The organism is Micromonospora sp. NPDC005257 (assembly GCF_042872445.1).
Taxonomy (GTDB): Bacteria; Actinomycetota; Actinomycetes; order Mycobacteriales; family Micromonosporaceae; genus Micromonospora.
In genome coordinates, this window is sequence record NZ_JBIAKL010000001.1 from 147331 (window position 1) to 168966 (window position 21636).

At 71.2% G+C, this 21636-nt stretch carries 17 protein-coding genes; 7 read left to right on the forward strand and 10 right to left on the reverse strand.

Annotation, left to right across the window (positions count from 1 at the left end):
• The first annotated feature begins 5 nt into the window (after nt 1–5).
• On the forward strand, nt 6–887 hold the full coding sequence (locus tag ACFYO8_RS00625) for a phytanoyl-CoA dioxygenase family protein (RefSeq protein WP_354864368.1): 882 nt from the start codon (nt 6–8) through the stop codon (nt 885–887).
• 180 nt (nt 888–1067) lie between these two features.
• On the opposite strand, the gene ACFYO8_RS00630 is transcribed toward ACFYO8_RS00625, so the two are convergent.
• Entirely contained in the window at nt 1068–1592 is a 525-nt protein-coding gene (locus ACFYO8_RS00630) for a helix-turn-helix domain-containing protein (RefSeq protein WP_355047242.1), read from the reverse strand.
• A 73-nt stretch (nt 1593–1665) separates the two neighbouring features.
• Here ACFYO8_RS00630 and ACFYO8_RS00635 point away from each other — a divergent pair, with 73 nt between their 5' ends.
• Nucleotides 1666–2259 (forward strand): dihydrofolate reductase family protein, encoded by a 594-nt coding sequence (locus ACFYO8_RS00635; protein ID WP_354864364.1) that lies wholly within the window; start codon nt 1666–1668, stop codon nt 2257–2259.
• 27 nt (nt 2260–2286) lie between these two features.
• Here ACFYO8_RS00635 and ACFYO8_RS00640 read toward each other — a convergent pair whose 3' ends face one another.
• Genes ACFYO8_RS00640 through ACFYO8_RS00650 form a run of 3 tightly spaced genes read right to left on the reverse strand, consistent with a single transcriptional unit; the run spans nt 2287 to nt 5823 of the window.
• Nucleotides 2287–3216, reverse strand: a complete 930-nt coding sequence (locus ACFYO8_RS00640; RefSeq protein WP_354864362.1) for a Gfo/Idh/MocA family oxidoreductase — start codon at nt 3214–3216, stop codon at nt 2287–2289.
• 7 nt (nt 3217–3223) lie between these two features.
• Nucleotides 3224–4567 carry an NDP-hexose 2,3-dehydratase family protein gene (locus ACFYO8_RS00645; RefSeq protein WP_355093976.1) on the reverse strand — a complete coding sequence of 448 codons (1344 nt, stop codon included), beginning with the start codon at nt 4565–4567 and terminating at the stop codon, nt 3224–3226.
• On the reverse strand, nt 4567–5823 hold the full coding sequence (locus tag ACFYO8_RS00650; protein ID WP_355093974.1) for a class I SAM-dependent methyltransferase: 1257 nt from the start codon (nt 5821–5823) through the stop codon (nt 4567–4569). The genes ACFYO8_RS00645 and ACFYO8_RS00650 overlap by 1 nt, the downstream gene beginning before the upstream one ends.
• A gap of 214 nt (nt 5824–6037) precedes the next feature.
• Between ACFYO8_RS00650 and ACFYO8_RS00655 the strand changes: the two genes are divergently transcribed.
• Entirely contained in the window at nt 6038–7270 is a 1233-nt protein-coding gene (locus ACFYO8_RS00655; protein ID WP_354864356.1) for a cytochrome P450, read from the forward strand.
• 37 nt (nt 7271–7307) lie between these two features.
• Here the strand turns inward: ACFYO8_RS00655 and ACFYO8_RS00660 are convergent, their stop codons facing one another.
• Both ACFYO8_RS00660 and ACFYO8_RS00665 read right to left on the reverse strand, forming a co-directional pair.
• Nucleotides 7308–8222 carry an NAD-dependent epimerase/dehydratase family protein gene (locus tag ACFYO8_RS00660; protein ID WP_355014872.1) on the reverse strand — a complete coding sequence of 305 codons (915 nt, stop codon included), beginning with the start codon at nt 8220–8222 and terminating at the stop codon, nt 7308–7310.
• Between the two features lie 50 nt (nt 8223–8272).
• Nucleotides 8273–9178 carry a putative sugar O-methyltransferase gene (locus ACFYO8_RS00665; RefSeq protein WP_354864352.1) on the reverse strand — a complete coding sequence of 302 codons (906 nt, stop codon included), beginning with the start codon at nt 9176–9178 and terminating at the stop codon, nt 8273–8275.
• Nucleotides 9179–9466: 288 nt separating this feature from the next.
• On the opposite strand from ACFYO8_RS00665, the gene cmdF reads away from it, so the two are divergent.
• The 4 genes from cmdF (at nt 9467) to ACFYO8_RS00685 (ending at nt 16536) form a co-directional block, all read left to right on the forward strand.
• Nucleotides 9467–11086 carry a tyrosine 2,3-aminomutase gene (gene cmdF, locus ACFYO8_RS00670; RefSeq protein ID WP_355047238.1) on the forward strand — a complete coding sequence of 540 codons (1620 nt, stop codon included), beginning with the start codon at nt 9467–9469 and terminating at the stop codon, nt 11084–11086.
• Between the two features lie 12 nt (nt 11087–11098).
• Nucleotides 11099–13246 carry a molybdopterin oxidoreductase family protein gene (locus ACFYO8_RS00675; protein WP_354864348.1) on the forward strand — a complete coding sequence of 716 codons (2148 nt, stop codon included), beginning with the start codon at nt 11099–11101 and terminating at the stop codon, nt 13244–13246.
• A 73-nt stretch (nt 13247–13319) separates the two neighbouring features.
• Nucleotides 13320–14783 (forward strand): multicopper oxidase family protein, encoded by a 1464-nt coding sequence (locus ACFYO8_RS00680; RefSeq protein WP_355047237.1) that lies wholly within the window; start codon nt 13320–13322, stop codon nt 14781–14783.
• 250 nt (nt 14784–15033) lie between these two features.
• Nucleotides 15034–16536 (forward strand): 4-hydroxyphenylacetate 3-hydroxylase N-terminal domain-containing protein, encoded by a 1503-nt coding sequence (locus tag ACFYO8_RS00685; RefSeq protein WP_354864344.1) that lies wholly within the window; start codon nt 15034–15036, stop codon nt 16534–16536.
• Nucleotides 16537–16588: 52 nt separating this feature from the next.
• Here the strand turns inward: ACFYO8_RS00685 and ACFYO8_RS00690 are convergent, their stop codons facing one another.
• From ACFYO8_RS00690 to rfbA, 4 genes are all read right to left on the reverse strand, one after another.
• Nucleotides 16589–17731 carry a hypothetical protein gene (locus ACFYO8_RS00690; protein ID WP_355093972.1) on the reverse strand — a complete coding sequence of 381 codons (1143 nt, stop codon included), beginning with the start codon at nt 17729–17731 and terminating at the stop codon, nt 16589–16591.
• Between the two features lie 253 nt (nt 17732–17984).
• A complete protein-coding gene (locus ACFYO8_RS00695; RefSeq protein WP_354864341.1) occupies nt 17985–19361 on the reverse strand; it encodes an FAD-binding monooxygenase in 1377 nt (458 codons plus the stop codon).
• A gap of 231 nt (nt 19362–19592) precedes the next feature.
• Nucleotides 19593–20660 carry a carboxymuconolactone decarboxylase family protein gene (locus ACFYO8_RS00700; protein WP_387256602.1) on the reverse strand — a complete coding sequence of 356 codons (1068 nt, stop codon included), beginning with the start codon at nt 20658–20660 and terminating at the stop codon, nt 19593–19595.
• An 8-nt stretch (nt 20661–20668) separates the two neighbouring features.
• Nucleotides 20669–21541: a glucose-1-phosphate thymidylyltransferase RfbA gene (rfbA, locus tag ACFYO8_RS00705; RefSeq protein ID WP_355047246.1), complete on the reverse strand. Its 873-nt coding sequence runs from the start codon at nt 21539–21541 to the stop codon at nt 20669–20671.
• Nucleotides 21542–21636 lie beyond the last annotated feature (95 nt).

The following is a 21636-nucleotide window of genomic DNA, read 5'->3' on the forward strand; positions in this document are numbered from 1 at the left end:
CTGGAATGGCCGACCTGACCCATGTCACCCCGGCCGCTCCGCTGGACGACGTCGTGGCGGTCCTGGAACGCGACGGGGCGGTGATCGTCGAAGACTTCGTCGACGGCGAGACCCTCGCCGGGCTCCGGGCGGACCTCGAGTCCGGCCTCGACGCGGCCGGCTACAGCGAGAGTGGTTACGACGGGCAGAAGACCAAGCGGCTGTCCAGCCTGTTCCACTGGTCGCCGCGTCACATGTCCACGGTGGTCACCCAGCCGCAGTTTCTCGGTGCGGCCCGGCGCCTGCTGCAACAGCCCACGCACATGTGGATCGGCAAGGTCCGGATGGAGGTGACGCCGAACATCCAGGTCAGCTTCACCCAGGCGATCCGCATCGATCCGGGGCAGGGCCGGCAGCCGTTGCACCGCGACGACGCGATGCATCTGTGGCGGCATCCGGGCCCGCCGTGCCGGCTGCAGCTGATGCTGGCCATGACCGACTTCACCGCGGCGAACGGCGCGACCCTGGTCATCCCCGGCAGTCACCACTGGGACGACGAGCGGGCCCCGACGTACGCCGAGACGGTCCCGGCCGTCATGCCCGCCGGTTCCGCGCTGCTCTGGCCGGGCGGCGTCTACCACGGCGGCGGCGCCAACACCACTGACTCCTCGCGGATGAGCCTCTCCGTCGCGCTCGACCTGGGCAACCTGCGGCAGGAGGAGAACCAGTACCTCGCGGTCCCGCGGGAGACCGTGCAGACCCTGCCGGAGGAGGTGCAGCGGCTGCTCGGCTGGGACCGCTGCCCGCCGGGTCTCGGCCAGGTCGCGACCCAGGACCCGCACCTGCTGCTGGGGCGGACGCTGGAGGAGCTCACGGCCCGGCCGCGTGGTGCGAATCCGTTGATGTAGGGCCGGACGGGTCCCACCCGAACCGGTGGCGTACCGGACATGAGCCGGTCCGTGGCGTCACCGGACGCAGCCGGTGCGCTCTGCGAGAGCAGGCGCACCGGCTGCGGCGTGTGAGCCCGCGGATCCCGCCGGGCGCGGCCCCGCCCGACGGGTCGGACGGGGCCGCTCGCGGGGCTCGGCTCACCGGCCCGCCGGCGTACCCGTCACGCTCTCGCACGCGGTGCGTTCCCGCTCGGCGGCGTACGCGGCGTCGAGGCGTTCGAAGGCGCCCGGGCCGCGCCGCTGCTTCGGTGGCGCGCCCAGGTGGCGTACCCGGAGCTCGTCCATGAGTTCGTCGAGGAACGCCGGGCCCGCGTCGCGCATGAACTGCTGTCGGCTGCGGAGCGCGTCGTCGCCGGGGCGCCAGTCGAGGCCCCAGTCGCCGAGGGCGTAGAGGATCGGCAGGGTCTGGATGCCGCTCTCGGTGAGGCTGTAGAGAGCGCGCTGCCCCCGCGCCGCGGTGCCGCGGGTGAGGATCCCCGCCTCGACCAGCCGCACCAGGCGGTCGGCGAGGATGTTCGACGCGATGCCCTCGACCGATCCGGTGAGCAGCCCTCGGAAGTAACGTCGGTCGCCGAAGATGATGTCGCGAAGCACGAGCACCGACCACCGGTCTCCGAGCAGCTCGACGGCGGCGTTGATCGGACACCCGGATCGTTGTTCCACGCTTCCTCCTTGACAGGTGTGTCGCTCTACATATAGTGGTTGCGGAACGCAATCGCTACCGGGAAGAGACGATATGGGCCGCTTCGTGTACTGGATGAACGTGTCCCTCGACCTGCGGATCGAGCAGGTGCCGGGTGACAACGGCGCCGGCGAGTGGCTGCGTATCGACGAGGAGCTGCACCGGGAGTTCAACGCGCGGGCGCGCGCCCTCTCGATCATGGTCCAGGGTCGCATCATGTACGAGATCATGGAGGAGTACTGGCCGCGCGCGCGGGGGGACGAGTCGCTGCCGGACTTCCTGCGGGAGTACGGCGAGATCTGGACCGCCGCGCCGAAGGTGCTGGTCTCCCGCACCCGCCGCCACGCCGACCACGGCACCCGGATCATCGGCGGTGACGACGCGATCGAGCAGCTCGCCGACCTCCGCGCCACCACCGCCGGCAGTCTCGGGGTGGGCGGCGCGACGCTGGCCACCCAGCTGCTGCGGGCGAGGCTGCTCGACGAGTTGCTGCTCTTCACCCACCCGGCGATCCTCGGCTACGGCCGGCCGCTCTTCGACGACTACGACATGCCCGTCGACCTCGACCTGATCGAGCAGCAGTCGTTCAAGCAGGGCGTCACGATGCATCGCTACGCCGTCTGCGACGCGAGCGAGACGAGTCCGTGACAGGGCTGCGCCGAGCCCGCCGGTCGATCAACCGCACGTTCCATCCGGCTGAACCATTCTCGTGGCGAGATCGAGGTCGGCGGCGCGGGTGAGCTGATCCCGGGTCCGGGCGTCGCTGAGAAGCGGCCCGTCGAACTCCCGGGAACCCGAACGGACAGCCGCCAGCACCCGGTCCAGGAACAGGAGCATGCTGTCGGCGGGCGGGAGCCGGTGCGACTCGGACGTGCCCCCGGCGTCCACCCGCACGGTGGGGGCGAGGTCGGGCGGCGCCGAGAACGGGCGCTCGAAGTCCACACCCACGTCGGGGCCCAGCAGGTGAAGGGCGTTACGGTAGCCCGTCGTGAAACCGAACTGGCCGACGACCGTGCGGTCGCCCGGATAACCGGCCAGCACGCTGTAGGCGAGTTCCAGGCCGTCGGGAGCACGGTCGCCGACGATGACCTGGAGGCGGTCCGGCTCGGCGTCCCACAGGACCCGACCCAGGGACGCGAGGTAGGGCCCGGTGTCCAGAAGGGCTCCGCCACCCCGCGAACGGTCATGGCGGAAGTCGGTGGCGGGCACCGGCGGGGTGAAGACCGCGACGGCCTTGGTAAACGTCGCGTCCAGCGCGCCGGCCCAGGCGAACATCGGATGGTACGAGTAGCAGGTCGCCTCGGCCAGGACCAGCGACGACTGCCGGGCCAGTGCGACGGCCGTCCTCGCCTCGGTCAGGGTCGGGAACGCGGGCTTGTCGACCACCACATGGTGTCCCGAGCGCAACGCCCACGCGACGGCCTCGGCGTGCTCGCCGTTGGTCAGGGAGACGTAGACCAGGCCGGGCCTGCGGCCGGTCAGGTTTCGCCAGTCCGTGCCGTCCCGGCGGCTCGCCACGGTGATCGAGTCGAAGGGAAGCGCCGCAGCGGCGGGCAGGACCCGCCGCTGCGCGAAGCGCGACCGGCCGATCAGGAGGAAGTCCACGCGACTCCTAGAGAAGGCAGGCCATCAGGCTGCGGGCCTCGACGTTGACGTAGTAGCCCGCCGACACCAGGCGGTCGAGCAGGCCCAGTGTCATCCAGCGGTGGGTGGGCGGCACGTCCACCTCCTGGCCGGGCCGCAGTTCGATGACCACGTGGCGGGTGTCGGCCCGCAGGAAGCGGCCGCCGTCCTCCGACTGCACCGAGCTGTGCCGGATCTGTGACGCCGGGGCGGAGAGATGCTCCACCAGCGGGGGGAGATCGGACGGGGTGCGGTAGTAGCCGGGGGCCAGCTGGATGCTGGCGGCCAGCTCCAGCCGGTCCGTCAGGCCGGGCTGCACCAACGCCTGGACCAGGAACTCGAGCGCGCCGTCCCGGCGCCGGCAGAGGAACGCGACCAGGTTGCCGGGCACCGGCTCCAGCATCGGCTGGGTCCAGCTGGTGACCTCACGGCTGGTCGCGGTGATCTTGAGGCCGACGACGCGGAAGTAGCCGCCGTCGCGGTGCCGGATGCCCTCGTCGTCGGCGATCCAGCCGTCCAGGTCGGAGAGGGCGGTGCGGCGGATGTCGAGCGTGTAGAGCTCCTTCTGGTCGATCAGCCAGCTCATGGCGTCGGCCAGGTCGGCGTCCGAGCGGCTGCGGCGGTGCGAGGCGACCACGGCCGCGTGGAAGTCGTTCTCGGGGTCCGGCCCGTTGCCGGCGTAGGAGATGCAGGCCAGCACCGTGCGGGCGTTCATGTTCACGTGGCCCGCGGCCAGTTGTTCCCGAAGTTGCCCGAGGGTGAGCCAGGCGAAGTCGTCGAGGCGCGGCACGTCCACGTCCGCCGGAATCTCGACGATCATGTTGCGGTTCCGCTTGTGCAGGTACCACGACGCGTGTTCGGAGAGCAGCCGGTCGACCAGCACCCGGCCGCGCGAGGGGCGCAGGAAGTGTTCCAGGTACGGGGTGGGCCGCCCACCGTGCACGCGCTGGTAGTTGCTCTGCGTGGCCTGCACGGTCGCGGCGTACTGCACCAGGCTGCTGTTGCCGGGCTCCATCTTGACCTGCATGAGGAAGTGCGGCACGCCGTGGAACCGCTTGACCAGGATGCCCAGGATGCCGATGTCGGGCTGCACGATGATCGGCTGGTGCCAGGCGGGCACGGGACCGAAGTTGGTGCGGACCGCCAGGCCCTCCACGCTGAAGAAGCGACCCGATGTGTGCGCCAGCCGGTCCGTCAGCCGCCATTCGGGCAGCGCCGAGAGCGGCACCTCCGTCACGTCGTACGTGGCGGAGGCGGACCGTTGCTTGAGGAACAGGTCGGCGTCGACCGGCCCGTCGGTGACGAGCGCCGAGGCGAGGAACCCGGGTTGCATCAGACCGGCCCGGACAGCGACGGCAGCGGGAAGACGAGCTTTCCGCCGGCGGCGACGAACTCGTGCTCCCGTTCGAGGAAGCCCTCCCGGTGCACCCAGGGCAGCACGAACAACTGGTCGGGGCGGCGGGCCTTGGCCTCCTCCTCGGAGACGATCGGGATTCCGGTGCCGGGGGTGACCGAGCCGTGCTTCTCCTCGCTGACCTCGCCGATGCACGGCAGGTCGTCCGTGGTCAGACCGCAGTACTGGAGGATCACGTTGCCCTTGGTCGACGCGCCGTACCCGAAGGTGCGCAGGCCGGCCCGGCGCGAGCGGTCGAAGAACGCGCGTACCTGGTCGCGGTGCTCGGCGACGCGGCGGGCGAACGTCTCGTACGGCTGGTCGGTGTCGAGCCGCAGCGCCGCCTCACGCTGCCGTACGCGCTCGATGCCGGCGTGGTCGATCCGGTGCTTCGACGGGTCCTTGACCAGGGTGACGCAGAGGCTGCCGCCGTTCACGTCGGTGATCTCGGCGGTGGTCAGGGTGAGCCCGGCCCGTGCCGCCATCCACTCGATCTGGCGCAGCTGGTAGTACTCCAGGTGCTCGTGGCAGATCGCGTCGTAAGCGGGGATCTCCAGCAGCGGCAGCGCGTAGCTCATCTCGATCATCCACACGCCGTCGTCGGCCAGGATGTCGCGCACCTCGGTCATGAAGCCCAGCGGGTCGGGCAGGTCGTAGAACATCGCGATCGCGGTGACGATCTTCGCCTTCCGGTCGCCGTACCGCTCGGTGAAGGCCGCACCGCTGAAGAAGTCGGCGATGAGGTCTACGTCGTCGGGGTAGAACTCGCGCCACTTCTCGCCGGTCGGGTCGACGCCGACTCGGGTGGTCCCCGCCGGGTAGGCCTTGAGCAGCGTCGCGTCGTTGCTGCCGATGTCCAGCACCAGATCCCCGGAATTCAGATCCACCGTGCCGGTGAGCTGCTTCACCTTGCGGTGCAGGTGGTTGATCATGAACGGCCGGATGCTCGAACGATAGCCGTAGTGCGCGCCGTACATGAGCGACAGGTCGGCCGTGTGCCGCAGTTGCACCAGCCCGCACCCGTCCGGGCTGCACCGCACGAGCTGCAGCGGCGCCACCGGCACGTCCTCGCCCGGCCGGGGGAAGATCCCGGTCAGTGCCTGGCTGCCGAGGTCGAGCACCGGGAGCAGGCTGCGGTTGCCGCAGATCCGACACTGGGTGCACTCGACGACGGCGATGTCTCCGCGGATGGTCACTACGCCTCCAAGTGGGTCCGATCGGGACGGGTGCGGCCCGGGACGCTCCGGGGTCAGTCTTCGCGTTCTGCCTGATCCCGGGCATCTCCTGGATTGCGTGCACGGCCGCGCCGCCGCCCGCCGGCGGGCAGCGCACCGTGGAAGACGCCCGCGGCGGTGGTGGCTGGCGACGATGGGAGCGACCTGCACCGATCTGTCTTCAGAGGAGGTAGACGTGGACGATGGTTCCCCGTTTGTCATCGATCCCGCTGGTACCGACATCCACGGCGAGGCGGCGCGGCTGCGGGCCCGTGGTCCGGTGGTCCGGGTGCTGCTGCCCGGCGGGGTGGCGGCCTGGTCGGTGACCGGCTACCACGCTGCCCGGCAGGTGCTGGCGGACGAGCGGTTCGCCAAGAACGCCCGCCAGCACTGGCCGGCCTACATCGACGGCAGCCTCGACCCGAACTTCCCGCTGATGGCCTGGGCCCGGATGGACAACATGTCGACCGCGGACGGTGAGCAGCACGCCCGCCAACGGCGGCTCGTCGCCGGCGCGTTCAGCCCGCAGCGCATCGCGGCGCTGCGGCCACGGGTGGAGCGGGTCATCGAGGAGGCGCTGGACCACCTGGCCGCGCACGCAGCCGAGCGGCGGGGTGAACCGGTCGACCTCAAGGAGCGTTACGCGCACCGGGTCGCCTCACGGGTGATCGGCGAACTGCTCGGCGTGCCCGACGGTGACCCGGACGGCATCCTGGACCGCGCCGGCTACATCGAGTCGACTCCGCAGAAGGCGGCTGAGGAGTTCGCCCGCCTGCGGAGCAAGATCGAGGATCTGGTCGCGGTGAAGCGCCAGCAGCCGGGGGAGGATCTGATCAGCGATCTGGTCGCGGCACAGCCGGGCGGATGCCCGGTGACCGGCACCGGCGCCGGATCGGATGCCGAGGTGGTCGGCCTGGCGCAGTTGATGCTCAACACGGGCACCGAGCCGGCCCGGAACCTCATCACGAACACGGTGGCGGCGCTGCTCACCCGGCCCAGCCAGCTGGCCCTGGCCCTGCAGGGCCGGGTGGGCTGGGACGACGTGGTGGAGGAGACGCTGCGCGCCGACGCACCGGTCGCGCACCTGCCGTTCCGCTTCGCGACCGAGGACGTCACGGTCGCCGGCGTGACCATCGCCAAGGGTGACCCGGTGCTGGTCGGTTACGTCGCGACCGGCCGGGATCCGGAGCTGCACGGCAGCGCCGCGGGGGAGTACGACGTCGAACGCGCGGACAAGCGGCACCTGGCGTTCGGGCACGGCGTGCACCGGTGCGTCGGCCCGGCCCTTTCCCGGATGGAGGGGCGCATCGCCGTGCAGGCGCTGTTCACCCGTTTTCCCGGGCTGCGGCTCGCGGTCGAGCCGAAGGAACTGGCCGGACAGGGCACGTTCGTCATGAACGGCCGGCTCGCCCTGCCAGTCCACCTCTGAACGCCGGCACGGCGGCGGGCCCGCGGCCCGCCGCCGTTCATCTCTCGGCCAGGACGGCGTCGACGACGCTCTCCAGCCCTCGTTCCAGCCCGATGTCGGACGCCCAACCGGTGGCCGCCGCGAAGGCCGCCGGATCGACGCGGGCGTCGTCGAAGTCACCGGCGTCCGCCCACTCCGGAGCGGGCACCGAGACGACCGACACGGCCGGCGTACCGGTGCGTGCCGCCACCCGCCGGGCCAGGCGACGGAGCACGTCGCCGAGTGGCGAATTCGTCCCGGTGCCGATGGTCCAGCATCCACCGCTCAGCAGGTCGGCGTGGTCGAGCGCCGCGACGAAGGCCAGCCCCACGTCGGTGACGTGCAACAGATCCCGGCGGACCGAGCCGTCGTGCCACATGGTGATCGGCTCGCCCGCGACCGCCTTGCGCGCCAGGGCCGCGATGACGCCGCGTCCGGCCGAGCCGGACAGGGGACTTTGCCCGTAGACGGTGGGCAACCGGAGCGTGATGCCACGAATCCAGCCTCTCTCGGTCGACTCACGCAGGCATGCCTCGGCGGCGGCCTTGTGCCGTACGTACTCGTTGGCGCGGTGCGCGGAGTTCAGCTGAGTCGTGCTGGCCAGGATGAAGATGGGAGGCGGGGCGAGCGGGGTCCGGAGGGCATCGGCGACGGTGTCGACGAGATCGGCGCCCAGCCGCTCGGAGGAGCTGCCCGGCACCCGCCAGGCGGCCTGCCCGCCGATCTGGGCCGCCACATGGATGACGGCGTCGGCGCCGGCGACCGCCTCGCGCACCTCGTCCGCCCGGGTCAGATCCGCGGCGTGGAACTCGACGTGGGTCGCGGACGGCGGCAACGGGAGCCGCTGCTCGTGGATGACGAGGCGCAGCCGCGCCGAGCGGGACGCGAGCGCCGCGGAGACCGCGGCGCCCACGAACCCGGCCGCACCGAGCACGACGGCAAGAGGCCGATCGGCAGGTCGATCAGCCGGCACGGCAAGCGCTCCTACCGGCGCTTCCGGTACACGGCCTGCCACAAATAGCTCCACGGCAGGGCCCTTCCGTCGCTGACGCACTCCCAGTCGTCTCCCGGCCGGTAGCCCTCCAGGAAACCGGGCACCGCAGCCTCGACGGCCTGGCTGTCGTGGATGTCGACCAACTGCCGGAGCGGTCCGTTCTCCAGCGCCAGCCGTACCGCCTCCTCACTCGGGGCGGTGCCATCCAGGCTCTCGTCCAGGAACTTTCCCACCGGGTTCTTCACGTAGAACGCCGCGCACGTGCGGTCGATCAGGTCGAGGTAGGCGCGTGCGGTGCCGGGGCTCATCTCGGTCATCGAGTGGATGTTGATGCACAGGTCGAAGCGCTGGCCGTCGAGGGCGTCTTCCACCTCGTCGACCTGGACGAACTGGATCCGGTTGAACTGTTTCTCGCCGAGGGCCCCGCGCAGGTAGGCCTGGCTCAGCCGCAGGGTGTTGCGCAGGTCGACGATGCGGTACGTGGCCACGTCGTGATTGGACATGATCATGTGGCAGGTGCGCCCGTAGCCGGCGCCGATCTCCAGTACGTCGGCGCCGTCGAGACTGACGTCGCGTTCGATGGCGCCGAGCTCGAAGGTCGACTGCAGGTCGTCCAGGGACAGGTGTTCGCCCCGGCACCGGACCGAGATCGGGTCGCCGAGCGCCCGGTTGGGTGTCCGCGCGATCCGCTCCCGGTCCTCGTCGCCCAGCTCCATGCCCAGGTGGTAGATCAGCGCCTTCAGGTACCGCACGCCGTTCGCCGACGGGTCCCACAGGGCCAGTTTGAAGTTCCTCGGATCGGACTTGAGGTTCGTCAGATCGACGGCCGCCTCCTCGGTGATCCAACGGTCCTGGATCCGTTCCCATTGCCGGCTGGCTCGGTACTGCTGCCCCATGTGCCCCGCCTCGGTATGTGGTGCCGGGCCGCCGACCGCCCCGACGTGTCAATGCTGCCCGCCGCGAACCGGCACGTCATCTCCCACGGTGCTGCGGCCCGCGGGAGGGAGGTCCGCTCGGCTCCGGCCCGTGGTCGCCGTCGCGCTCCGGCTCCGGCGGGCCGGCGTCTTCCGCCGTGCGACACCGCCCGTGCCGCGAGGGCGGTGGGCAACCAGGAAGGTGCCGCGGCCCACCGCCCGGTGATGAGAATCGATGCGCAAAGGCCGTCACACCCTTCGGGAGCGCACATGACCATGGTCGGAAGCGATGTTCGCGTCGAGTTCGACGGCGAGACGCTCGGCGTACCGGACGTCCGCCGGGTCGCCGAGGACCACGCGCCGGTGGGGCTCGGCCCCGAGGTCCTGCGGCGCGCGGCGCAGAGCCGCGAACAGTTCGAGGAGACCGTCCGGCAGAACATCCCGGTGTACGGGGTGACCACCGGTTACGGCGAGATGATCTACATGCTGGTGGACACCGAGAAGGAGACCGAGCTCCAGACCAACCTGGTCCGTAGCCACAGCGCCGGCGTCGGCCCGCTGTTCGCCGAGGCGGAGGCGCGCGCCATTGTCGCCGCCCGGCTGAACGCGCTGGCGAAGGGGCACTCCGCGGTCCGTCCCGAGGTGCTCGAGCGCCTCGCGCTCTACCTCAACGAGGGCCTCACCCCTGCCGTGCCGGAGATCGGCTCGCTGGGGGCGAGCGGTGACCTGGCCCCGCTGGCACACATCGCCAGCACGCTGATCGGCGAGGGCTACCTGCTGCGCGACGGCGTCAAGACGCCGACCGGGCCGGTGCTGCGCTCACTCGGCATCGAGCCGCTGCGGCTGCGCTTCAAGGAGGGCCTCGCCCTGATCAACGGCACCTCGGCGATGACCGGTGTCGGCGCCCTGCTGGCCGAGTACGCGCTGGCCCAGGCCCGGCACGCCGAGATCGCCGCCGCGCTGGTCATCGAGACGTTGCAGGGTTCGATGAGCCCGTTCCAGCCGGAGGGCCACGACATCGCCCGGCCGCACGCCGGGCAGATCGCGAGCGCCGCCAACATGCGCGCGCTGATGGCCGGCAGCCAGCTCACCGTCGAGCACGCCGAGCTGCGCAAGCAGGTGGCCGCCAGCAAGGAGAACGGCAACGGCAACGGCGGCAACGTCTACCGCTCCGACGTCTACCTCCAGAAGGCGTACTCGCTGCGGGCCATCCCGCAGGTCATCGGCGCGGTGCGGGACACCCTGTCGCACACCCGGCTCAAGCTCGAGATCGAGCTGAACTCGGCCAACGACAACCCGCTGTTCTTCACCGGCAAGGAGATCTTCCACGGGGCGAACTTCCACGGCCAGCCGGTGGCCTTCGTGATGGACTTCCTGACCATCGCGCTCACCCAGCTCGGCGTCCTTTCCGAGCGGCGCAGCAACCGGCTGCTCAACCGGCACCTCAGCTACGGTCTGCCGGAGTTCCTGGTCAAGGGCGAGCCGGGTCTCAACAGCGGCTTCGCCGGCGCGCAGTACCCGGCCACCGCGCTGGTCGCGGAGAACCGCACGATCAGCCCCGCCAGCACCCAGAGCGTCCCGTCCAACGGCGACAACCAGGACGTGGTCAGCATGGGCCTGATCGCCACCCGCAACGCACGCCGGGTGCTGCGGAACAACCACATCATCCTGGCCCTGGAGTTCCTCGCCGCCGCGCAGGCCGTGGACGTGTCCGGCCGCCGGGACCGGCTCAGCCCGACCGCCCGGGTCACCTACGACACCATCCGGTCGCTCGTGCCGACCCTCGACGAGGACCGCTACATGGCCGACGAGCTCGAACTCGTCGCCGCCGAGCTGGAGCGCGGCACACTGCTCAACGCTCTTGACGACGCCGGCGTCCAACTGCACTGACGGGAGAACCTCATGACCGGCACGCGGACCGCGTATCGCACCTGCCCGCTCTGCGAGGCCGTCTGCGGCCTGCGCCTCACCCTCGACGGCGATCGTGTCACGTCGGTGACCGGCGACCCGGACGACCCGTTCTCCAAGGGCTACCTGTGCCCGAAGGGCGCGACCCTGGGCCGCCTCGACGAGGACCCGGACCGGCTCACCGGCCCGATGGTCCGCGAGGGTGAGGCGTGGCGCCGGGCGGACTGGGACGAGGCGTTCGCGATCGTCGCCCGCGGGCTGGAGGGAGTCATCGCCGAGCACGGGCGGGAGGCCCTGGCGCTCTACTACGGCAACCCGACCTTCCACACCATGGCCGGCATCCTCTACCGAGGTCCGCTGGCCATGGCGCTCGGCACCCCCAACGTGTTCTCGGCGAGCACCGTCGACCAGATGCCCAAGCATGTGGCGTCCGGGCTGATGACCGGCGACCCGTGGGCGGTGGCGGTGCCCGACCTCGACCGCACCGACCACCTGCTGATCATCGGAGCCAACCCGGCGGTGTCAAACGGCTCGCTGTGCGCCGCGCCGGACTTCCCGGGGCGGATGCGGCGGCTGCGTGAGCGCGGCGGGCGCATCGTGGTGGTCGACCCGCGGCGCACCCGGACCGCCGAACTGGCCGACGAGCATGTGTTCGTCCGGCCCGGCAGTGACCCGGCGCTGCTGTTCGCCATGGTGCACACGCTGCTGGACGAGGAGCTGGTCACGATCCGGGTGCCGGTGGCCGGCCTCGGCCGGCTGCGCGAGCTGGCGGCGCCGTTCACGCCCGAACTGGTGGCCCCGTTCTGCGGCGTCGACGCGGAGACGGTCCGGCGGCTCGCGCGGGAGCTGGCCGCCGCCCCCACCGCCGCCGTCTACGCCCGCATCGGCACCTGCACGGCCGAGTTCGGCACCCTCGCGCAGTGGTTGGTGGACGTGCTCAACGTGCTGACCGGCAACTTCGACCGGGCCGGCGGGGTGATGTACGCCAAGCCGGCCACCGCGGAGGTGCACAAGAGCCCCGAGCCGTTCACCGCGGGACGGTGGCGCAGCCGGGTACGGGGCTTCCCCGAGACCCTCGGGGAGTTCCCGGCCGCCACCATGGTCGACGAGATCGAGCAGCCCGGCCCCGGTCAGGTGCGGGCTCTGGTCACCGTCGCCGGCAATCCGGTGCTGTCCACTCCGGACGGCGGCCGGCTCGACCGGGCGCTGGAGAGCCTCGACTTCATGGTGGCGGTCGATCCGTACCTGAACGAGACCACCCGGCATGCCCACGTCATCCTGCCGCCGCCGCGCACCCTGCAGATGCCGCACTACGACTTCCTCATCTCCACCATCCAGGTGCGCAACTACGCCCGCTACTCGCCGGCGGTGGTGCCACTCGACGCCGGGCAGCGCAGCGAGGCCGAGATCCTGGAGCGGCTCACGCTGATCGCGATGGGAATGGGCGCGCAGGCCGACCCGTCCGGGCTGCCCGAGCAGATGCTGGGCCAGCTCCTGTCGGCGATCCCGGTGACCACCCGCGCCGAACTGGACGGCGACGACGGCCCGGATCTGCTGCTCGACGCCATGCTGCGGATGGGCCCGTACGGCCTGACCCGCAGGAAGCTGCTCGACCATCCGAACGGGATCGACCTGGGCCCGTTGGAACCCCGGCTGTCCGAGATCCTCAAGACGCCGTCCGGGCGGGTCGAGCTCGCCCCCGAGCCGCTCGCCGAGGACACCGGGCGGTTGCGGGCGGCGATGGTCCGCCCGCCCGCGCCCATGGTGCTGATCGGGCGCCGGCACCTGCGCTCGAACAACAGCTGGATGCACAACGTGCCGACGCTCACCGGCGGCACCAACCGGTGCACCCTGCAGATCCACCCGGACGACGTGGCCCGGCTCGGGCTCGGCGAGCGGGCGCGGGTCAGTTCGGCCACCGGCGAACTGGAGGTGGAGCTGGAACCGACCGACACGATCATGCCGGGGGTGGTCAGCCTGCCGCACGGTTGGGGCCACCGGCGCACCGGGCAACGGGTGGCCGCCGGTCGCGCCGGGGTCAATGTGAACGAACTGACCGGTGGCGTCGTGGACGTGCCCTCCGGCAACGCGGTCTTCAACGGCGTACCGGTCACCGTGGCGCCGATCGGCTGCTCAGGATAGCAATCTGGAAGACTTTAGGCCGCTATCGACGACCATAGACTCCCGCTCACCAACCGAGTGGGGGGAACTATCGATGAGAAGACGGGCGATCCTGGTCGCGGGCGGATCGGTGGCGGGCGCGGTGATGCTGTCGCGGGGGGCGGCGGCGACCACCGCTGGGCCGGACGCGTCAAGCGCGGCTCACCACCACGCGCACGGCCCGGCCGGGGCCACCACGCGCAAGGCGACGACGCTCAGCGTCACGCCGTTCCAGACGCGCATGCCGGTGCCGCCGGTCGCGGTGCCGAAGCGGCAGACGGCGGACTGCGACGAGTACGAGGTCATGGTGCAGCCCGCCCAGCTCGAACTGGTGCCGGGTCTCAGCACCGCGGCGCTCACCTACGGCGGTGGCTGGGTGGGCCCGACCATCTACGGCCGAACCGGCCGGCCGGCCAAGGTGACCTTCCGGAACCGGCTCGACACGCACACCAACGTGCACCTGCACGGCGGTCACGTGAAGGCGATCGACGACGGGCACCCGATGGACATGATCCTCCCGGGTGCCGCCAGGACCTACTACTACCCGAACAACCAGCGCGGGGCCACGCTCTGGTACCACGACCACGTGCACGGCGACGAGGCCGAGCACACCTACCGCGGGCTGCACGGTTTCTACCTCGTCAACGACCCGGCAGAGAAGGACCTGGGGCTGCCGACCGGCTCGTACGACGTGCCGATCATGTTCACCGACGTCCAGATGGACACCGACGGCTCACTGATCTGGGGCTTCCCGAACGAACGTGACCTCGTCGTGGTCAACGGGAAGGTCAAGCCGTTCTTCCCGGTCGCCGCCCGCAGGTACCGGTTCCGTGTCCTGAACGCGACGAACGAGGGCAAGTACACGTTCAGCATCGACAAGGGGAAGATGTGGCAGGTCGGCTCGGACGGCGGTCTGCTGCCCGCGCCGGTGGCCCGGACCTCGCTGACGCTCAGCTCGGGCGAGCGGGCGGACCTGCTCGTCGACTTCACCGGCCTGCCGGTCGGCACCTCGGTGGTGCTCAGCGACGCAGTCAAGGGACCGGTGCTGCGTTTCGACGTGCGCTCCACCGCCGCCGATCCCAGCCGGGTTCCGCTCCGGCTGCGCCCGCTGCCCACGCTGCCCGTGGCCACCAAGCAGCGTGAGGTGCACCTGGGGTTCGACTTCAGCCAGGAGCCGCCGTACCCGATGGTCAACGGGAGGTCTTACGACCCGAATCGGGTGGACTTCAGCATCAAGCGTGGCGCGACCGAGATCTGGACCGTCTACAACGACGACGTCGAGGCCGGCATCGACCACAACTTCCACCTGCACCTGACGCAGTTCCGGGTGCTGGGCCGCACCGGCGCGCCGATGACCGCTGACGACGCGGGGCTCAAGGACACCGTGCTGATCCCGGCCGGAACCTCGGTGCGGCTGCAGGCCACCTTCGCCGACTACCTGGGCCGGTACGTCTACCACTGCCACTTCCTCGAGCACTCCAGCATCGGGATGATGGCGCAGATGGAGATCGTGCCCTGAGCCGGGCGGCGCCGGCGCGGCGCTGAGCACCGGCGGAGATGCCGTGCCGGCCATCCCGATGTGAAGCTGTCGGCATGACCGTCATCTCGAACGTGGTTGCGCCGTCCGCATCCCCGTCCGCCCCGACCGAGTTGATCGAACGAGCCCGGGCCATGGTGCCCGGGCTCGTTCCACGACAGCGTGACGACGGCGGTCGCCGGCTGGTCGGGGGTACGCCCGCCCGGATGGCCCGGCGCGGGGGAGCACGGCGATGACCGGGCCGCTGACCGGGGACGAGTACGTCGAGAGCCTGCGCGACGGCCGCGAGGTGTTCCTCTACGGGGAGCGGGTCAAGGACGTCACCACCCACCCGGCGTTCCGCAACCCGGTACGCATGACCGCCCGGCTCTACGACGCGCTGCACGATCCGGCCCAGCGCGACGTGCTGACCGCGCCCACGGACACCGGATCGGGCGGCTTCACCCACCCGTTCTTCCGCACCCCGCACACCGTCGAGGACATGATCGCCGACCAGCGTGCCATCGCGGCCTGGGCGCGGATGAGCTACGGCTGGATGGGACGCAGCCCCGACTACAAGGCCTCGTTCCTCGGCACGCTCGGGGCCAACGCCGGCTTCTACGCGCCGTACAGCGACAACGCGGAACGCTGGTACCGGGAGTCCCAGGAGAAGGTGCTCTTCTGGAACCACGCCATCGTGCATCCGCCGGTGGACCGTAACCGGCCGCCGGACCAGGTGGCCGACGTCTACATCCGGGTGGAGCGGGAGACGGGCGAGGGTCTGATCGTCAGCGGCGCCAAGGTGGTCGCCACCGGGTCGGCGCTGAGCCACTACAACTTCATCGCCCACTTCGGCCTGCCGGTGCGCAAGAAGGAGTTCGCGCTGATCGCCACCGTGCCGATGGGCGCGCCCGGGGTGAAGCTGATCTGCCGGCCGTCGTACGGGGCGAACGCCGCCGCGGTCGGCACACCGTTCGACTACCCGCTCTCGTCACGGCTCGACGAGAACGACACCATCCTCGTGCTCGACCAGGTGCTGGTGCCGTGGGAGAACGTGTTCGTGTACGGGAACCTCGGCAAGGTGCAGATGTTCGCCGGTCAGTCCGGCTTCTCCGAGCGGTTCACCTTCCACGGCTGCACCCGGCTCGCGGTCAAGCTCGAGTTCCTCGCCGGCCTGCTCGCCAAGGCCCTGGAGCTGACCGGCACGAAGGACTTCCGCGGGGTGCAGAGCCGGCTCGGCGAGGTGCTCGCGTGGCGCAACCTGTTCTGGGGGTTGTCGGACGCCGCCGCCCGCAACCCGGTGCAGTGGAAGAACGGCGCGCTGCTGCCCAACCCGCAGTACGGCATGGCGTACCGCTGGTTCATGCAGATCGGCTACCCGCGGGTCAAGGAGATCATCCAGCAGGACGTGGCCAGCGGGCTCATCTACGTGAACTCCAGCGCCGACGACTTCCGCAACCCGGAGATCCGGCCCTACCTCGACCGGTACCTGCGCGGCTCGGACGGCTCCGACGCCGAGCAGCGGGTCAAGGTGATGAAGCTGCTCTGGGACGCGACCGGCACCGAGTTCGGCGGCCGGCACGAGCTCTATGAGCGCAACTACGCCGGCAACCACGAGAACACCAGGGTCGAGCTGTTGCACGCGCAGACGGCGACCGGCCTGGTCGACGGCTACAAGGCCTTCGCCGAGCAGTGCCTCGCCGAGTACGACCTGGACGGGTGGACCGCCCCCGACCTGTGGATGCCGGAACGCTGACGGGCCCGACGCACCCCCGTGGGGTCCGCCCCGCGCCCGCCTGGCCCCGCCGTCAGCCGGCCAGCCAGCGCAGCACCGGCTGACCGGACTGCTGCTCGGCCTCCCGATAGCGGGGCAGGATCGAGTCCGTCACCGTCCCGCCGGTCAGCTTGAACAGCGCCGTCGAGAGGCTCAGCTCTCCGAGCCGCGCGGCGCCGACCGACACCGGCACTCCGGCGGTGGCACACACCTCGGCGACGCCGGCGCCGTCGTGGACGGCGTCCAGCAGCAACAGATCGAGCGGCGGAACCACGTAGGACGGCAGCAGCGCGCCGCAGAGGTGGTCGAGCAGCCAGGTGGTGACCTCGTCGCCCGGCCCGCGTGGCAGGTCGAGCTCACGATGCCGGCCGGTCAGGACCGCCACCTCGGCCTCGGCGATGCGGTGCCGCCCGCCGGAGACCAGCGCGGCCAGGCCGGCGACGCCGAATTCGTGGTAGAGCAGGGTGGCCTGCCGGAGGTGCGCGAAGCGCAGCCTCGGCGATTCGGGGCGGTGCCGGTCGTGGACGAGGATCGACCGTAGCGCGGTGCGCGGCACGACCGCGGCCGCCGCGTAGCAGAGCCCGAGGACGTCGGCGAGCCCCTGCTCCAGCCCTCGGTCGGACCCGTCCGGCCCGGAGTCCGCAGCGGCATGCACCAGCCTGCGTCCGGCCCGGGTGATGCTGAGGAACGGCCGCAGCCCGGACAGTCGCAGGTAGACACCGGGTTCGAGCCGGTGCCGGGCAGCCTTCGACGGGCCGATGGAGATGGCCGTGCGCTCCGACGCGGCGTACGGATCTGGCAGAACCGACCCGACCGTGACGGTCATTCCGGCCACGTCCAGGCCGGCCGCGGTGAGCCGGTCGCGCAGCGGTCCCGCCGCGGCGAGCACGGCGTGCTCCGTACTGCTGCCACCGAGGGCCAGCGGGGCGTCCGCCAGCTCGCGGAGCTGGGCGGCGGTGAGCCGGCGGGCGGCGGTGGCGTCGTCCGCGCACTCCCCGGTGTCGCGGTCCAGCGACGCGCCGGCCCGGCGCAGCAGGTCGATCGCCTGCCCGACCGGCACGACGTCATCCAGGGGCAGCTGGGGCTCGACACCGCCGAGGAAGGCCTCTACGTTCGCGAAGCGGCAGGGTGCCAGATGGATACCGGCGAAGAGCCAGTCCCGCATCGTTTGCGTCATCAACGCCTCTTTCAGGTCATTTCCCTTGGATTGTGACAAGATCGGCGCGCGAATCAACTCGCATCGTGCTCTCTGCCGGGCGAGCACGCGCGGAGGCGACCGGTGGCGCCGGGTGCTCCTCCAATCGTGCGGTGAACCCGCTGCCTGCGCTGCCCCGGCGGCGGCTGCGCTTCCCTGCTCCCGGGGGAGACCGGCACAGAGTTGGGCCCGTCGTGCGGGGGGATGCACGACGGGCCCGGTTCGGGACGGCGGCTCAGCCCGACTGTGCGAGCGTCGGCTGACGCGGCCGGTCGACGGGGGAGCTCCGGGCGAGGGCGCCGCGCAGCACGCGCCACAGCGTCGCGGGGCGCATCAGCGCCTGCGGGGTGTCGACCATGCCCGCAGCCCGCAGGTACGCCGTGGTGACCTTCGGATCCCGGGTCGCGGCGACCTGCACGAGCCGCAGGTAGCGCTGCACCATCCGCATCTTGAGAGACCGGTGGCCCGGCACGTCCGGGAAGTTCAGGTCGACCGTCGTGGTCATCTCCCACGGAGCGTCGATGCAGTCGCGGGCCAGGTCGCGGAAGTACGCGGCCGGGTCCGGCTCGCCGTGCGCGCTCAGGTGCCGACGGATCGTCAGGGCGGCGACCGCGGCCACCGTCATGCCCTGCGCGTACACCGGGTTGAAGCTGGTGACCGCGTCGCCGGTGACCAGCAGGCCGGCCGGCAGCCGGGACATCCGCTCGTAGCGCCGGCGCAGCGTGACGGGATAGTGGAAGGGGACGGGCTCGTCGATCGGGCGGGCCGACTTGAGGGCGTCGGCGATGTCCGGGATCGCCAACGACCGGATGAAGTCGTAGAAGCCCTCCTGGTCGGTCGGCGGGTGGTCGCCGAGCAAACCGTAGGCGGTCAGTTCCACCTTGCCGTGGTCGGTCTGGGTGAAGATCGCGCCGCGCGGCGAGGCGGGGTACGCCACCGGGATGATGGCAAGGTCGCCGTCCCACGGGTCGTCGTCCAGCTCGTAGTGCTGGGTCACGTACCCGAGATTGATCTTGATGCGCTCCTCCGGAACCCGCTCGTAGCCGAACCGCTCCAGCATCGCCGGGGTCCGCGAGCCGCGCCCGGTGGCGTCGACGACCAGATCGGCCTCGATCACCTCGTCCCGGTCGTCGTCCAGATCGCGCAGCCGGGCGCCGGTGACGCGGGAACGGTCCGGTGTCGTCTGCAACTCGACGATGTCGCGGCGCTCCAGGAACCGCACGCCGGGCAGCTGCTCGACGCGCTCGCGCAGGTGGCGCTCCATCAGCGGGGCCGTGGCCGGAACCGCGATGTAGCCGATGTCCTCGCGGACCAGCGGCCGGCCGTTGAAGTACCACCGGCACGAGCCGGCGTAGTCGCCGGTCGGGCAGCCGTCCGCCACGAGCTCCTCGATGAAGCCGGGGAACAGTTCCTCGGTCACCTGGAGGCCGCGGACGTGCATGGCGTTGATGTGCTTGCCCTGCGGGCGGCCGCGGCGCGGTCCCCGCTCACCGACCAGCTTGTCCCGGTCGACGATCAGGACCTCGTCGTACCGCTCGGTCAGCACTCGCGCGGCGAACAGGCCGGCGTAGCTGCCGCCGAGCACCAGCGCCCGGCGTGGATTCTTCCCCATGGGTGGCTCCACCCTTTCTCTGTGCGATGCGGCTGCGTCACGGGTCAGCCGGGCATCCTGCTCATCGGCACGGAACCGGGCAGGCCGCCGTCCACGGCGAGGTCTGGCCGGTGACACGGGCCGAGCGGGACGACAGGAGGAACAGCACGGCTCGGATACGTCGGCGGGCCACCGATCGGGCCACCCGACCTGGCTGCGGAACACCCTCAGCCATCGGGATGAGCGTCGCAGTCAGACGGGCGGGCTCACATCTCCCCGCTTGCCCTCATCCGGCACGAACCGGCCGGTGGTCGCACGGGCCGCGGCGAACGCCGCCCAGGCGGTCAGCTCGACCAGTTGCGCGTCGTCCGACCGGCACTGTGCGACCAGCTCCGGCGTGACCCGGTAGGACGCGTACGCGGTCAGCAGCGCCACCCGCCCGGCCGGTCGATCCGCGGCGGGCAGCTCCTGGACCGCCTCGTCCAGCCACGCCCGAGCGCTGATCCCGGGCCCCGCGAAGCGGGGGTCTGCCAGCCGGGCCTCGACGAGTTCGCGCACCCCGGCCGGGACGCTCCGTTCGCCGGCGGCGGCGATGGCGGCGCCGGCGCGGTTCAGCGCCTCGGCGATGTGCGGGACGCTCGCGGCCCAGGCAGTGCCCGCCAGCGGGCCGGCGTCGGGTAACAGGTCCAGCGACGCGCCCGCCGCGACCTCGACCCGGCCGAGCCGGCCCAGCACCGACGCCGCGGTGCGCCGCAGGACGCGTTCGGCCGGCCTCGGCACGGCCGGCAGCGGTGAGTCCCGCAGGAACACGTTGACCATGCGGTTGATGTAGTGGAAGACCAGTGCCACGCCCACCAGCTCGGCCCGTTGCTCCGGTGGGAAGGGCTCCGGCCCCGCACCGGTCCGCGCCCAGCTGACCAGGGCGCGCAGCCGTGGGTCGGTCACCTCGCCGGTCCCGCCGGCCGCGATGCGGGCGGCGTCCTGGCCGCCGAGCAGGCCGGTCAGCGCGGCGCCGTGCACGTCCAGACAGTACGGGCAGCGGTTTGCCACCGAGACGGCCGCGGCGACCGCCTCCTTGTCGGCGCGGCTCGCCCGGCCGGACACCACCAGGGTCTCCCGCAGGATGCTCCAGCAGGCGGCCAGCACCGGTGGCGCCGGGGCGTGCAGCGCCACCGGCGGGGCCAGCATCCCGAAGTCCGTCTCGACCTGGCGGTAGACCCGCGCGACCGGTTCGGGGGCGGTCTCCGGCGGCACCGGCCGGACGTACCGGATGTGGGCCGGCGCGATGCGTCGGGTCGCCGCTCTCAGCAGTCTTCCCATCGTCGTCCTTAGTCGAGTGCGTATGCGATCTCGGTGAGGTAGCGGCCGTAGTCCGAGTGGCGCATCGCAGCGCCCAGCTCGTAGCAGGCCTCGGCGTCGATGAAGCCCATGCGCAGGGCGATCTCCTCGAGGCAGGCCACCCGGACCCCCTGTCGCTCCTGGATCACCTGCACGTACTGGCTGGCGGCGAGCAGGCTGGCGTGCGTGCCGCAGTCCATCCAGGTGTAGCCGCGGCTCAGCGGCACGAGCCCGGCCCGGTGCTGCCGCAGGTATTCCTGGTTGACGTCGGTGATCTCCAGTTCCCCGCGATCCGACGGACTCAGGCCGGCGGCGATGCTCACCACGTCGTTGTCGTAGAGGTAGAGGCCGGTGATCGCCTGGTTGGAGCGCGGCCGGCGGGGCTTCTCGAAGATCGAGACCAGCCGGCCCTCCGCGTCGGTCTCGGCGACGCCGTAGCGCTCGGGGTCCGAGACCGAGTAGCTGAACAGGGTGCAGCCGTCGACCGAGCGGGCCTCGTGCTGCAGCACGTTGTAGAAGCCGGAGCCGTGGAAGAGGTTGTCACCGAGGATGAGCGCGGACCGGTCGTGCCCGATGTGGCCGGCGCCGATCAGGAACGCCTCGGCGATGCCGCGTGGCTCCTTCTGCTCCGCGTAGCTGACGTTGAGCCCCAACCGGGACCCGTCTCCGATCAGGTGCCGCATGTGCGGGACCACGTCCGGGTTCGAGATGATCAGGATGTCCCGGATGCCGGCCAGCATGAGCACCGAGAGCGGGTAGTAGAGCATCGGTTTGTCGTAGATGGGCAGCAACTGTTTGGACGTCGCCAGCGTGAGCGGGTACAGCCGCGTACCGGTGCCGCCGGCGAGAACTATTCCCTTCACCATCGGGTCCGTTCGTCGTGTCCGACCTGCCGGAGCACCAGTATGTGACGGGTGACCGGCGGCTCAGGTCTCCTGAAGTGCGGTGGACGTGCCCC